Origin of the sequence: Sphingomonas sp., assembly GCF_023266535.1 — a bacterium.
In the GTDB taxonomy this organism is placed as follows: Bacteria; Pseudomonadota; Alphaproteobacteria; order Sphingomonadales; family Sphingomonadaceae; genus Sphingomicrobium.
The window spans coordinates 19,690-33,358 of sequence record NZ_JAHFPY010000007.1; the positions used below are offsets into that span (position 1 = coordinate 19,690).

Sequence of the window (13,669 nt, forward strand, 5' to 3'; positions counted from 1 at the left end):
GCGGCTAGCGCTGCATCTGCAGGTTCATGAGTGCCGGGTCCGGCATCATGTTGGTGTCCATATGGCCCATGATCCAGATCGTCCCGATCATCACCAGGAAGACGATCAGCACGCCGAAGGCCAGCGCCAGCACATTGTTGGTATTGTCCGGGCCGCTGGTGATGTGGAGGAAGAAGACCAGGTGCACGCCCATCTGGGCAATCGCCAGCACCACCAGCCCGACCGCGACCCCCGGGCCCCATAGCACGCCGGTCGACGCAACCCAGAAGGACACGCCGGTCAACACCAGCGCCAGCGCCAGGCCAATCACATAGGCGACCGTCTCGCTGACGATATTGCTGTGCGGGGTTCCGGGCGCGACGTTCAGCTTTTCGGGATCATGTTCGGTCATGGCAGCGTCCCGATCAGGTAGACGATGGTGAAGATGGCCACCCAGATGATGTCGAGCGCGTGCCAGAAGACGCTGTAGCACAACAGCCGGCGCATGATGTGCTCCTTGAACCCCTTGGTCCCGATTTGCGCCATCATCGTCCCGAGCCACAGCAAGCCGGCGGTGACGTGGGCGCCGTGGCAGCCGACCAAGGTGAAGAAGGACGACAGGAAGGCGCTGCGCTGCGGCCCGGCCCCTTCGCCGATCATATGCGCGAACTCGTAGAGCTCGATCGACAGGAACACCGCACCGAGCAGGCCGGTCACGACCAGCCACAGCTGCGTCCAGAACATGTTGCCGCGCTTGGCGACGATCATCGCCAGGCCGCAGGTGAAGCTCGACAGCAGCAGCGCCATTGTCTCGATCGCAACCAGATTGCGGTCGAACAGCTGGCCCGACGTCGGCCCGCCGTCGGTGGCATGGGCCAGCGACGCGTAGGTCGCGAACAGCGCCGAAAACAGCACCATGTCGGACAAGACGAACAGCCAGAAGCCGTAAGGAACGACGATGCTCTTCGACTCCGGCCCGCGATGGCCGAGGCCGGTGTCTTCCGAGCCGACGTGGGTCAGGCCGACCGCTGGTGCTTCCGACGTGCTCATGTCGATTGGCTCAATTCGTGAAGGTGTTCCATGCGGATCCGGCGGCGCTCGCGGGCATTTTCCCGGACCTCGTCGACCGGGATGATATGTTCATGCTCGTCCTGCCAAGCGTACCAGACGAAGACGGCGCAGGCGCCGACCAGGCCGAGGATCGCCAACCACCAGATGTGCCAGATGACGGCAAAGCCGCAGACCGAGGCGAAGAAGGCGCAGATCACGCCGGTCGGCGTGTCGATCGGCATCTCGATCGGCTTGTAATCCGGCTCGTCGATCAGCCGGTCTTCCTTGATCGCGGTCTGCTTGCGGATCCAATAGGCTTCCTCGCCATGGACGTCGGGCAGCACCGCGAAATTATAATGCGGCGGCGGCGACAGCGTCAGCCATTCCAGGGTCCGGCCGTCCCATGGGTCGCCGGTGACGTCGCGCCGCTGGTCGCGGGTTTTGATCGAATAGAATAGCTGGACGACGGTCAGCAGGATCCCGAGGCCAATGATCGCCGCGCCGACAAAGGCGATGTTCAACATCGGTGCCCAGCTGGGATCGCTGATGTGCTGCATCCGCCGCGTCGCGCCCCAGAAGCCAAGCACGTAGAGCGGCATGAAGGCCAGATGGAAGCCGATGAACCAGCACCAGAAGATCGCCTTGCCGAGGCGCTCGTCCAGCATGAAGCCGAACGCCTTGGGGAACCAGTAGGTGTAGCCGGCCATCAAGCCGAAGACGACGCCGCCAATGATCACGTGATGGAAGTGGGCGACCAGGAACAGGCTGTTGTGGACCACGAAATCGACCGCCGGGATGGCCAGCAGCACGCCCGTCAGGCCGCCGAACACGAAGGTCAGCATGAAGCCGATCAGATAATACATCGGCACGGTGAAGCGGACGCGGCCGCCGTACATGGTGAACAGCCAATTGTAGATCTTCACGCCGGTCGGGACGCCGATAATCATGCTGGCGATGCCGAAGATGGCGTTGATGTTGGCGCCCGCGCCCATGGTGAAGAAATGGTGGAGCCAGACGCAGAAAGAGATGATGCAGATCGTCATCGTGGCGAAGACCATCGAGCGGTAACCGAACAGGGGTTTGCCGGAGAAGGTCGCCGCGACCTCTGAGAAGATGCCGAATGCGGGAAGGACCAGGATGTAGACTTCGGGATGCCCCCAGATCCAAATCAGGTTCATGTAGAGCATCGAATTTCCGCCACCATCGCTGGTGAAGAAATGGAAGCCGAGGTAGCGGTCGAGCATCAGCAGCGCCAAGGTCACGGTTAGGACCGGGAAGGCGGCGATGATCAGCAGATTTGAGGCCAGCGACGTCCAGCAGAACACCGGCATCCTGAGATAGCTCATGCCCGGCGCGCGCGTCTTGAGGATCGTGGTCACGAAATTGACGCCGGTGAGCAAGGTTCCGACGCCGGATATCTGCAGCGCCACCAGGTAATAATCGACCCCGACGCCGGGCGAGAACTCCAGCTCGCTGAGGGGCGGGAAGGCGAGCCAGCCGGTGCGCGCGAACTCGCCGACAAACAGGCTGAGGTTGATCAGCAGCGCGCCGGACGCGGTCAGCCAGAAGCTGACATTGTTCATTGTCGGAAAGGCGACGTCGCGCACCCCAAGCTGCAGCGGCACGACGAAATTCATAAAGCCGATGACGAACGGCATCGCCACGAAGAAGATCATGATCGTGCCGTGGGCGGAGAAAATCTGGTTGTAGTGCTCGGGCGGGAGGTAGCCTTGGCTCGCACCGATCGCCAGCGACTGCTGAGCCCGCATCATGATCGCGTCGGCAAAGCCGCGGACCAGCATGATCAGCGCCAGCACGATGTACATGATGCCGATCTTCTTGTGATCGGTGGAGGTGATGTAGCCGTGCCAGAGGGCCGGGAACCAGCCCTTGCGCCACACCACCAAGGCAACCGCGAGCACGCCGACGAGGACGACGGCCGAGGTGATCAGCGGAATCGGTTCGTGCAGGGGAATGGCGTCCCAGGTCAGTTTGCCGAACATGCCTAACCCCCCTGCCCGGTTGCCGGCGGCGTCGCCGGCGCTGGCGGCGGGCCGCCCTTTGTGACGATTGCGTTGAACAGGCCCGGATCGACCGCCCCATAGGTGATCGGCTTCACATAGCTGCTCGGCTTGGCGAGGTCGGTATAGGTCCGGCTATCCAGCGCCTGCCCCTTGCCGCGCGCTTCGCTGGCCCAGCTGGCGAATTGCTCCGGCGGAACGACGTGCGCCTTGAACTCCATTCCGGGGAAGCCATCGCCGCTGAAATGGGCCGACAGGCCATCATAGGCGCCTAGCCGGTCCGCCTGCAGGTTCAGCCGGGTGGTCATCCGCGGCATGGTGTAGATCATGGTCCCGAATTGCGGGACGAAGAACACGTTCCAGACCGTGGCGGAGGTCAGCTGGTAGTTTACCGGAGTACCCGCCGGAACGACCAGCTGGTTGACGGTGGCGATGCCTTGTTCGGGATAGATGAACAGCCATTTCCAGTCGAGCGAGACGACCTCGACCGTGACCGGCTTGACCGACGATTTGAGGGGGGCGCTGGGCTCCAGATCGTGGCTGCTGATCCAGGTGATGCCACCCAGCAGCAAGATGGTCAGCGCCGGGATCGACCAGACGACCATCTCGATCGCGCCCGAATATTCCCAGTCGGGCCGATATTCAGCCTTGGTATTGCCGCGCCGGAACCACCACGCGAACCCGACCGTCGCGACGATCGTCGGAATGATGATCGCCAGCATGATCGCGGTGGAATTGATGAGGATGGTCTTTTCGGCCGCGCCGACCGGACCGACCGGATCGAGGATGCCGCGGTCGCACCCGGCGAGCACGAGAGCTGACAGCGCAAGCAAGCCAGTCTTGCTGACCCGATTTCGAAGCTTGGCCCTCGACCGTCTTGCCATTGACGACCCCTGTTGCCTGTCGTCGCTGAGATTGACTCGGCCTAGGCGCAATCGCGCGCCGGAATCAAGTAGGTGTAATAACGGATAGAGACTGGCTGGGGCGGCAGGATTCGAACCCCCCGCGGCCGGACGGCCGCATGCCGAAAATCGGCAGGTTCGATCGGGTCATTGTTTCGAAATTGGCTGGGGCGGCAGGATTCGAACCTGCGAATGCCGGTACCAAAAGCCGACCGGAACCCCGCTTATCAGCCAAGAAAATTGCGGAACGTACCATTTATCCACAACACAAAATCAATGACTTAGAGCATTATCGCGGAACGCTTGGCATTGCTCATGAATGGTGGTTGCTTGGTGAGGACGCCACGAGTCCGAAGAAGAAGCAAATGCTTATCTCATTCCGCTGATTGGGCGCCCTTCTTGCGGCGATCCCGCCTCCGTTGCTGCATCATGGCAACTATTTCTTCATGAGGGATCGTTCGTCCTTCATCGACGGATTTGAGCGCCTCGAGGGTCAGCTCGTAGCGCCGTTGCTCCTCCGCCACCCATTCGCCTACTGCCTGATGCACGATCCAGCTTTTGCTTCGATCGATACGAGCCGCAATCTCGTCCATCCGCGACACAAGGTCGAGCGGCAGGTTGGCTGTGACTACGCGTCCGCCTTTAGTCATCCCGTCTCCATTCTTTAAATGGGCTAAGAGCAATATGCGCCAGCTTCGCTGAGATCAAAGCAATGGTCCTAACCCAACCTACGGCACAATGGCTCCATATGCATCCACGGAAGGATTTAACGGGGTCAGGCCCTCGGAACTCTTGCCCGCCCGCATGCCGGCGGCATCGTGGACAGGCTGCCGAAATGGCGCATAAGCCACTCAAATGATCTCGAGAAACGATTCGCATTCGAAAATCGACTCTAGCTGGTCTCAACTGCCTGCCTCTCGCGAGAAATTGAGAAATCGCACCGCTATCCGCCGATATATTGAGAGAATTGACGGCAACTGCCTGGGCCAACAGTGTGTCCTCTATCTGAACGGCGCGCTGGATCTAATTGGTGCAATGCGGTGGTGTGAAGAAAGCGCACCAAAGCTGGCCCATGAAACCGGATATATTCTGCGGCACGGTGAGGCCATTGGCGCGGCTGGCTTTATCCTGGCCCGCAGCGACGCGGGCGAGACCCACCGACCTGACCCTCTGACAATTTCGTCGGTAAGGAAGCTACGAAGCTTGTCTGCCGAGCTCGATTTGCCGCTGTTAGACTACCTTGTGTTTCCGGCGGGCGAGCCTGTCAGCGTGGGTGGACCCTAGGACAGCAACAATCGACCCGGCGGGTCATCGAAACCTCCTGTTCAATACAAAGTCCCCGCCCACGGCCAACTGCGGCCGGCCGGGGCTTGCCGCGACAAGATGCCCGACGATTGGGATCGCCGCACACCAGACGACCCGATAAACCCTTTACACAAGGTTGCATCCGAATTGCTATAAATACGGAACTCTTTGCGCTAAACCATTCAAAATGAACTAAAGTATAAGCTACTTGAAGGGTCGCTCTGTGAAGATGCCAGCATGGTCGTCCTATTGGCTCTCGCCGCCGCCGCCGGCACGCCCCTTGTGGAAGTGCGACAGCGCGCCCGCGCGAGTATCATCATATTGACCGGCTATCGCGCATCATCTCAAAGCTGGAATCCGAAATTGCGACGAGGTCAGCGGGAAGTCATCCGGAAGGATCATGATGGCCTTGAGCTACGTTTAAGGCTGACCGAATTCGAATAAGCGCTATTCGGGGTGTACAATCATAAGCGGGGCCGCCTCGCCTGGACCTCCTCGACGGAGCGGATCGATCGCCCAGCTTTCGCCAGCGCACCAGTGAAGCTGGACGGCCTCTTCGTTAAGCAATTGCCCGGCCATCGCCCCATCTGCAGCGCGGCGGACTAGTCTGACCGGCAGGTCCATTGGCTGGCCGTTTGTCTTCATGCAGAAGCCGATAGCTCCATGCTCGAAGTTTTGGATCGCCGCATCACTGGCTCTAAGTTCATATCTGGCAGAAACCGAAAGAGAAATGCTGACACTTACCGATGAAGTCGGGCCCATTTGCGGTTGGCCCGCGGCTGGCGCGCTCAGTGCCAAGAGTATGAGGATTGCCGCCGCGTTGCTCAGCCATGCCGGCGTTGGAAGCGCCCGACATTTGCTGGGAATGGTAAATTCGCGTGTAAGAGCGAATTCCCCTTGGGTGAAGCTGATCTGCGCCATCAGCGTCGTAATTATCCTTCGCCTCCAAAGCTCTAGTTACACGATCCTCCGATCCGGATGCTTTACTGCCTGCCCCATTGAGTCAGGAAATTCGCCGATATCCCCTCGCAACGAATACCCAATTTAACTCAAAATTAAAGGGTTATGCTGTTTAAGCCACTCACAATAAATCCATTTTGGCGTGAATTTTCGTGGGGAATCTGGACATGAATAACCGCTTTTACTCGGCATCACTGGCCGCCCTCGCAGCCTCGGTGCTCATTGCCGACCCAGCACTGGCATCGACCCAGGGCTCATTCGGCTCAACCTCGACTGGCTCTGTGACAATCAATGCTTCGGTACCAGGCCGGGTCCGCATCAGCGGCCTTAGCGACGTTACCTTCTCCAACGTTGATCCATCTGTCGCGGCCAGCAACGCGCAGAATGTCTGCGTGTGGAGCAACACCAGCACGCGGGGGTACAACATCACCGCGACGGGTAGCGGCACGGCCAATGCCTTCACGCTGGCGAGTGGAGCGCTGCCGGTCGTGCCATACACGGTCCAATGGGCGTCAACCTCGGGCCAAACCAGTGGCACCAGCCTCACTACCGGGACCGCGTTTGTCGGGCAGACTTCGAGCGCGACCAATCAGGATTGTTCGGCTGGGCCTGCATCTTCCGCCAGCCTGGTTGTGGGTATCAGCTCGGCAACCCTGCAGAGCATGACCGCTGGCGCTACCTATAATGGTACGCTGACGCTCGTCGTCGCTCCCGAATAACAGGCGATGATCGGTGGAGCCAGTGCCACCATCGCCTGAGGCTCGGCATAAGGGCGGCAAGGCGCGGGGAATGCTCGAGGGCGCCCCGCGCCTTGCGCTCACCACCGCCTTTTGCCTTGCCGCGCTGTCCTCGCCGCAGCCTGCGGCGGCGCAGAAAGCCCGCATCACCAACCTATCCGACGTCAATTTTGGCCTGATCGCCAATCTGCAAACCGATGCCCGCCGATCGCAGAACGTCTGCGTATTTAGTCAAAGCACAGGCAGCCTTTATAGCATTACCGCCACAGGTTCGGGATCAGGATCATCATTCGCACTGACCGATGGCACCAACTCGCTCGCTTATGAGGTCGAGTGGAGCGACCAGTCGGGTCAGACAAGTGGAACCAGCCTCGTTCCCGCCGTTGCCGCAACCGGCCGTGTCAGTGCCGCCACGCAGCAGACCTGCAGCAACGGCCCGGCAACCTCCGCGAGCCTGATCGTCATCCTGCGTTCCTCGTCGCTGACCCAGGCGCGTGCGGGAAATTACAGCGGATCGCTAACACTCGTTGTCGCGGCGGAGTGAGAGGAAGACATGCGCTTCCCTGCCCGCTCCACTTTGTGCGCCCTCCTCGCAATTACGGTTAGCGCGGCGTTCATAAATTCGGGGGTGGCGAATGCTGCCGTCAAGAGCGGCTTTGAATCATCAGCGCCCGGCGGCTTTGAGGCATTGAGCGCCGAGCGGGAAGTGGTGCTCGATGCCTATTATGGTGGGCGTAAGCGGGGCGAAGTTCGGGCAAGGATCAGCCCCGGCCTGGTTCGCATCGAGGATCCGCAAGCGGTTGCCAGGCTCATTCCGGACGCGGCCAGCACAACCGAGCTCGCAACTTTCCTAAGCGGCCCCCTTTCCTCCAATTCCGCGCTAGCGTGCGGCAGGTCCGGCTTGGAAGGCTGCGGACTCCTTCCTGCCGGTCAATATGGCGTTGTCCTCGATGAAGACCGCTTTCGCCTCGACATCTTCGTTAGCCCGGACCTTCTCACCAAACCCGACCCCAATGCCGTGTTGTTTCTTCCTGCTCCGCAAGGCGAGCCATCGCTCGTCAGCCTGTTCGGCGTTACCGCGTCGGGTTCGGACAGGGGTGGCGAAACGCTCCATGTGCAAAACCGATCGATCGCCTCGCTCGGAGCTGTGCGGATTCGCAGCGACAGCTCGGTTTCAACTGATACAGGCCTGACCTTTGACAATCTGACGCTCGAGGCCGACCACGGGGGCTGGCGATATTCCGGGGGACTTTTCTGGGCGCCAGGCAGCGAACTCATCGGACGGCGCAAGATGTTTGGGCTTGGGCTCATGACCCAGCTCGATACGCTCCAGAACAAGGAGGCGCTGTTGGGAACGCCCATTTCCATTTTCCTCCAGCAACCGGCGAAGGTCGATCTCCTCGTCGACGGAAGGATCGTCTCGTCGCGCATCTATCCAGCCGGTAACTGCCTCATCAATACCACGGCTCTCCCCAACGGTTCCTATGACCTTGTCGTCCGAATCCAAGAAGACGGCCGGCCTCCCAGGCAGGAACAACGCTTCTTTAGCAAGGGCGCAGCAATGGCGCCGATCGGCCGGCCGCTGTTTTCCGCCTTTGCCGGCATCCTCCCTTCAACCAGCCGAGGATTGTCGCTTGATGGCGACACGTTCTTCTACGAGGCGACTGCCGCTTACCGGCTGTCGCCGGCATTTGGCGTGGATGCCGCCATACTCGGCACGCAGGACAAGGCGATCCTCGAAGGCGGCGCCAACTATCATTTTGCTCGAGCGCAAGTTCGACTTGGGGCGTTGGTTTCAACTACGGCCGACTATGGCGCGGTCCTACGGATAAACTCGGTCGGCAAGAGCCCATTTTGGTTCAGCTTCGACCTGCGCAAGGTTGTCAGTGGCAGGGGTGGCCCCTTGCTGCCAGTTACCGCTTCAAAGGGCACATTTAGCGAGGATCCGGAAAGCGGATTTGCCGATCGAGGAAGTTACACCCAGGCACTCTCCATATTGGGTTATCGCTTCGGCCAGGCGAACTTTCGCCTGACGGGGATTTACCGACGGAACGGCTCGGATAAGGCAAATTATAGTGTTGGAGCCGCAATGGACGCGCCGGTGGTTCGCACCGGCCGCTTCGACGTCGTTCTGCAGGCTGATGCTCGCCGCACTGAGAGGGATTTCGCAGCATTCGTCGGCGCCCGCTTCCTCTTCAATAAGGGAAACGTCGCAATCTCGGGGTCCGGCGGGCTCAGGCATCAATCAGGCGCGCCCGGGGCTAACGACCAGCCGGTCGGCGAGGTCCAGGCTGCCTGGTACCGGGATCTCGCCGATCATAGCCAGCTCGCGGGTGAGGTCGCAGCGGGACGCGATGTGGATGGCGCCTATGCCCGGGCGTCAGCCTATGCGCGAACGCCTCTTCTGAACGCCCGCGCTGATCTGTTGCAGCAATTTGGGGTCCATCGCACAACCCAATATGCCGCCACTCTTGATAGCGGACTCGCGCTAAGCAAGGCCGGAATCAATATCGCCGGCAAGGAAATGAACGACACGGCGCTAGTTGTGAAAGTCCGCAATAGTGACGACCGCCGCGCGTTCGACGTGCTTGTCGACGAGGTGCCGCGCGGAACCATTTCGGGCGGAAACAAGCTGACGCTTTTCCTTGAGCCTTACAAGACATACGAGGTGCGCCTGCGGCCGCGCGGCGATGGGATCTCGAGCTTTGATGCGAATTCCAAGTCGGTGACGCTTTACCCCGGCAATGTGTCCGAGGTCGACTGGAACGTGACACCGCTCTTCATCCTGTTCGGCCGTGCAGTGACGGAAAATGGAAAACCGATCGGGAACGCCGATATTACCGGCCCGCATGGCATTGGCCGGACCGATGGCGATGGCTTTTTCCAGATTGAGGCGAACCGGGACGATCAGCTGCGCTTGACCCAAGCAAGCGGCGCGGTTTGCGCATTGACTATTGCGCCGGAGCGAACGGCCGGGGAACTGGTTTCTGCGGGGGATATAAAGTGCCGATAGGATTTGGAGCTATGCTGGTGACGCGCCGGGCCGTCCGCCGAAGCGTATTTGCCCTGGGAATTTGCACGCTGGGCCTCATCGCTTCCGAGCCAGCGGCAGCGGAATTGGTGGTGAGCCAGCTGATCGTCGAATTCAAAGCCGAAGCACCGAGAGCAGCGGACATTGAGGTCACGAACAATGGCGAGGAGCGGAGCTATGTGGTGGTTGAGCCGCGCGAACTCCTCCATCCGGGAATGCCAAATGAGGAGCGCGTGGCGACACCCGATCCGACCAAGCTCGGGCTTTTGGCATCGCCGTCGCGCTTCATCCTGGAACCGGGGCAACACCGGACGCTGCGCATCGCTGCGCTCGGTACGCCGGCCGGAGAGGAACGCGTCTATCGGGTGACCGTCGAGCCGGTGACCGGAGATGTGGCGGGAAGCGAGAGCGGGCTCAAGCTTTTGATCGGATATGATCTATTGGTGATGGTTCGCCCTCCGGTTATCCGGAATTCGGTTCGGTCCGACCGTAGCGGGCCCAATCTGACCATCACCAACAATGGCAATGCCAGTGTCGAACTCGCTGAAGGGAATCAGTGCGATGCAGCCGGCAAAAATTGCCAAGCCTTACCGGCCAAGCGCCTTTATGCCGGTGCGTCTTGGACGCAGCGACTGCCATTGCCCACGAGCGGCGCATATCGGGTCAGGTCAGCTGACGGCTGGTCGACACTGAAATTTTAGGAATGTGGTCGGGCCAAACAGAGGCTTGCGGCCAATAAACAAGACCTATGCTCGGAGCTAAGCTGCCAGCTTCAGCCGATCGCGACCGGCGCGCTTGGCCTGATAAAGGGCGCCGTCGGCGACAGCCAGCCTGGAGTCCAGATCGCGCCCAACGTCTGTAACACCCGCACTAATAGTGAATCGGATGGCTTGGCCATCATGAAATGTGACTGCTCGAGCGACTTCTGCCCTTACCCGCTCGCAGATGTCCTGCGCGTCATAGGCTGTGAGACCTCGAAAAAGGACAGCGAACTCTTCGCCGCCGATCCGGGCGAGAAAGTCATCCTTGCGAAGTGCGTTGCGGGCCACAATGGCAAACCGCCTTAATGCTGCGTCGCCGGCCGCATGGCCATAATGATCATTGATGAGCTTGAAGAGGTCGATATCGATGAGCGCCATGCTGCATGGTCCAATGCCTCGCTGGCCGAACTCAAACGCGAACGCGCGCCTGTTTGGCAGACCGGTCAAGGGATCCACTCCTGCAGCTACCGCCAGATCCAGCTCCTGTCGCTTCCGGTCGTCAATGTCACAGATAACGCTGACCACGCTTTCAATTTCACCTCGTTCATTGCGCACCGCCTTCGACTGCGTTTCGAACCAGCGCAAACTGCCATCATGGCACGGAGCTTGATAATCAAATCGGATAATAGACCGCTGACTATCCAGTACGCTGGCATGGCATTGGGCGACATGGCTTCGCCATTCGTCCGCCACCAACTCCAAAGCATTGGTGTTGATGAGCTTGTTGGCCTGGTGTCCGCCCAATCGAGTGACAGAAGGCGAGGCGTACAAAATCGTTCCGTCCGGCTTCAAATGGATCAAAATGTCGGTCGTGTTTTCAAGCAGCATTCTGTAGCGCGCCTTGTTGCTGCGCAGCGCCCTGAATAACCGCCGTCGCTCGTTTAGGTCCGCAGTGACCGGTAGGATCGTGACGATGACAGACGCCAGGTAGAATTGCAGGAACTGGAGCCGGGCCAAAGTGCTACCGGCGATCAGTGTCAGTGGGCCACGGTCTACGGCGGTGAACGCGGCGCTGATCATGGCGAGCGTGAGCACCGACAGGGCGGGCAACACCCTGTCATGACGAAAGCAGATGAGGGTCAGCGGGCCAAGCGGCAAGAATAGCAGCGGAAGCAGCTGCTGGTAGAAGCTGTACATGGTGGTCGCAGTAAACAGCGCATAGAGAATGACTGCCTCACGGCGACGGTCAGGCGTAACGCGCTTCGCCCATTTGCCCCACTCACCCTTTAACAGCAGCAAGATCAGCGGAGTGCAGGTGATGCTTCCCAGCGAATGGCCCGAAAACCAGACCAGCCAATTACGGTCGATGCGCGTGTGGTCGAATTCAAGCATCATAATGGCAGCGAGTGCGCCGCCAATTGCGGGAGCGATAAACCCAACGGACAACATGAAGTGGCCAATGGAAGCAAGACTGTCCAACGTATTGGGAGTGGTATGCCTGCGGCGGAGCAGCCGCGCGCCAATTCCAGCCTCGACCAAGTTGATCGCGGCCAATGGCGCGGCCAATTTGGGTCCCATGCCAAACAGGCTGGTCGCGGCAACGCTCGCCGCCATGCTCGGGAGCAACACCACCCACCAATGGCGCCTTGGGGTCGCCGCAAGGGCGGCAGTCAGCACTCCGGTGGCCAGCCACAAATGAGCGAAGCCGCCCTGGAACCGAGTATAGGCAATCGCAGCGGCCGCGCTGGCAAAATAAGCGACTGCGGTGAGGAAAGCCACGAGCAAAAGGCGAGGATTCATCGCGCCCAATTGCACCATCACTCGTTATGACCCGCTCAACATAACATCCAAAACGGGCGTATCCTGCGGAGAAAAAATAATTGAGTTCCATATCCTATTGCAATTATTAATGAAAATATCTCTCCGCTTTAACATGGGGATATCCGGGACGGAGCCTTGTCGCAGGTGGCATGGCATGACGCCCGCCGCTCTCGCCCGACGACAACCTCGTCCATTTTGGATTGTAAAGCCGACAGTTATTCACTTTTGACCACCATATTCAGCTGGTGATTAACGTCGCACCCGTAATCCCGTCGCATAACGATGGTCGCAAACAGCAGCGAACCCACCTGTTCGTGACGGCAACCCTGTATTCAGAGGCGGGGTCCGTGCCCGTGCGGGTGCGAAACATGTCGCCTTCTGGCGCGCTCATCGAATGTGCCGAAATACCCGAACCCGGGGCCAGGGCGGTCCTCAAACGAGGAAGCCTCCAGGCGTCCGGTCAGATTGCCTGGAGCCTGGACGGCAAAGGCGGCATTGCATTCGAGAACGAGACTTTTGTGACGGACTGGATGTCCCGTCCACCAGCAGCACATCAGCAGCGCATCGATCGGGCGGTAAATGATTTTAGGTCATGCAGCGGTGCTGGCGCCGACAGTGCTGACGATGACCAATTGGCCTCAGGATCACGATCGACTGTAGAAGAGTTGTTCGCACTTCGTGCCGAACTATCCGAGCTTGGGACCAGTCTAGTTGACGATCTGATTATGGTTGCAATGCACCCAGAGATACAAATACTTGATATTTCGATTCAGCGGATTGATCGCATTATCATCAAGCTGGCCCGGTCCGCGGCTAGAGATTGAGTTCAAGCAAGAACTTGGGCCGCCAAGCGACCTGGCGGCAGCACCTAGCACGTCCGCTGGATTCCGAATGAACCGCCTGGACAAAAAAAGGCTTCTAATTTAGGTCCCGCGAGGGTGGCAGCGATCCCTTCCAGAGGCTGTCTATTGCCATCTGAAGCTGCGCTCCGACAATTCCAGAGATTGTTGGGTCGGCGTCAATCAGAGCCAATGCTTCGGACATCAGTGACGTAGCCGTCGCCCTTGTGTTGGCTGCTGCATCGGTAACCAGCGGCGCTGTGTTGGTATCGCGCGTCGACACAGAGCTATCCCACCCCATCGAGAATCGTTATGGCTCCATA

12 protein-coding genes and 1 tRNA gene are annotated in these 13,669 nt (G+C 59.7%); 5 read left to right on the forward strand and 8 right to left on the reverse strand.

Translation table 11 applies throughout. The features are described 5' to 3' along the window. Window positions 1-4: 4 nt before the first annotated feature. The 7 genes from cyoD to Q0C64_RS01845 form a co-directional block, all read right to left on the reverse strand. A complete protein-coding gene (cyoD, locus tag Q0C64_RS01815; RefSeq protein WP_294120394.1) occupies window positions 5-391 on the reverse strand; it encodes a cytochrome o ubiquinol oxidase subunit IV in 387 nt (128 codons plus the stop codon). Next, window positions 388-1,029, reverse strand: a complete 642-nt coding sequence (cyoC, locus tag Q0C64_RS01820; protein WP_294120396.1) for a cytochrome o ubiquinol oxidase subunit III — start codon at window positions 1,027-1,029, stop codon at window positions 388-390. The genes cyoD and cyoC overlap by 4 nt, the downstream gene beginning before the upstream one ends. Next, a complete protein-coding gene (gene cyoB / locus Q0C64_RS01825; RefSeq protein WP_294120398.1) occupies window positions 1,026-3,032 on the reverse strand; it encodes a cytochrome o ubiquinol oxidase subunit I in 2,007 nt (668 codons plus the stop codon). The genes cyoC and cyoB overlap by 4 nt, the downstream gene beginning before the upstream one ends. A gap of 2 nt (window positions 3,033-3,034) precedes the next feature. Beyond that, entirely contained in the window at window positions 3,035-3,934 is a 900-nt protein-coding gene (gene cyoA / locus Q0C64_RS01830) for a ubiquinol oxidase subunit II (protein ID WP_294120399.1), read from the reverse strand. A 180-nt stretch (window positions 3,935-4,114) separates the two neighbouring features. Then, window positions 4,115-4,207, reverse strand: a tRNA-OTHER gene (locus Q0C64_RS01835). Between the two features lie 119 nt (window positions 4,208-4,326). After that, window positions 4,327-4,602, reverse strand: coding sequence for a ribbon-helix-helix domain-containing protein (locus tag Q0C64_RS01840; protein WP_294120400.1), 276 nt, complete (start codon window positions 4,600-4,602; stop codon window positions 4,327-4,329). A 1,102-nt stretch (window positions 4,603-5,704) separates the two neighbouring features. After that, on the reverse strand, window positions 5,705-6,178 hold the full coding sequence (locus Q0C64_RS01845; protein ID WP_294120401.1) for a hypothetical protein: 474 nt from the start codon (window positions 6,176-6,178) through the stop codon (window positions 5,705-5,707). A 206-nt stretch (window positions 6,179-6,384) separates the two neighbouring features. Between Q0C64_RS01845 and Q0C64_RS01850 the strand changes: the two genes are divergently transcribed. From Q0C64_RS01850 to Q0C64_RS01865, 4 genes are all read left to right on the forward strand, one after another. Continuing rightward, window positions 6,385-6,936, forward strand: a complete 552-nt coding sequence (locus Q0C64_RS01850) for a hypothetical protein (RefSeq protein WP_294120402.1) — start codon at window positions 6,385-6,387, stop codon at window positions 6,934-6,936. 70 nt (window positions 6,937-7,006) lie between these two features. Beyond that, complete coding sequence (locus tag Q0C64_RS01855) at window positions 7,007-7,498, forward strand: hypothetical protein (protein WP_294120403.1); 492 nt, start codon at window positions 7,007-7,009, stop codon at window positions 7,496-7,498. 84 nt (window positions 7,499-7,582) lie between these two features. Next, window positions 7,583-9,967, forward strand: a complete 2,385-nt coding sequence (locus Q0C64_RS01860) for a CS1-pili formation C-terminal domain-containing protein (RefSeq protein ID WP_294120404.1) — start codon at window positions 7,583-7,585, stop codon at window positions 9,965-9,967. A 17-nt stretch (window positions 9,968-9,984) separates the two neighbouring features. Continuing rightward, window positions 9,985-10,686: a fimbria/pilus periplasmic chaperone gene (locus tag Q0C64_RS01865; RefSeq protein ID WP_294120405.1), complete on the forward strand. Its 702-nt coding sequence runs from the start codon at window positions 9,985-9,987 to the stop codon at window positions 10,684-10,686. A 57-nt stretch (window positions 10,687-10,743) separates the two neighbouring features. On the opposite strand, the gene Q0C64_RS01870 is transcribed toward Q0C64_RS01865, so the two are convergent. Further along, complete coding sequence (locus Q0C64_RS01870; RefSeq protein ID WP_294120406.1) at window positions 10,744-12,504, reverse strand: sensor domain-containing diguanylate cyclase; 1,761 nt, start codon at window positions 12,502-12,504, stop codon at window positions 10,744-10,746. Between the two features lie 248 nt (window positions 12,505-12,752). Between Q0C64_RS01870 and Q0C64_RS01875 the strand changes: the two genes are divergently transcribed. After that, window positions 12,753-13,331, forward strand: a complete 579-nt coding sequence (locus tag Q0C64_RS01875; protein WP_294120407.1) for a PilZ domain-containing protein — start codon at window positions 12,753-12,755, stop codon at window positions 13,329-13,331. Window positions 13,332-13,669: the final 338 nt, after the last annotated feature.

Bases quoted from the DNA above. Each gene is read 5' to 3' on its own strand.
- cyoC (WP_294120396.1), bottom strand. From the start codon at position 1,029: ATGAGCACGTCGGAAGCACCAGCGGTCGGCCTGACCCACGTCGGCTCG.
- Q0C64_RS01850 (WP_294120402.1), top strand. From the start codon at position 6,385: ATGAATAACCGCTTTTACTCGGCATCACTGGCCGCCCTCGCAGCCTCG.
- Q0C64_RS01845 (WP_294120401.1), bottom strand. From the start codon at position 6,178: ATGGCGCAGATCAGCTTCACCCAAGGGGAATTCGCTCTTACACGCGAA.
- Q0C64_RS01870 (WP_294120406.1), bottom strand. From the start codon at position 12,504: ATGGTGCAATTGGGCGCGATGAATCCTCGCCTTTTGCTCGTGGCTTTC.
- cyoA (WP_294120399.1), bottom strand. From the start codon at position 3,934: ATGGCAAGACGGTCGAGGGCCAAGCTTCGAAATCGGGTCAGCAAGACT.
- cyoB (WP_294120398.1), bottom strand. From the start codon at position 3,032: ATGTTCGGCAAACTGACCTGGGACGCCATTCCCCTGCACGAACCGATT.
- Q0C64_RS01840 (WP_294120400.1), bottom strand. From the start codon at position 4,602: ATGACTAAAGGCGGACGCGTAGTCACAGCCAACCTGCCGCTCGACCTT.
- cyoD (WP_294120394.1), bottom strand. From the start codon at position 391: ATGACCGAACATGATCCCGAAAAGCTGAACGTCGCGCCCGGAACCCCG.
- Q0C64_RS01855 (WP_294120403.1), top strand. From the start codon at position 7,007: ATGCTCGAGGGCGCCCCGCGCCTTGCGCTCACCACCGCCTTTTGCCTT.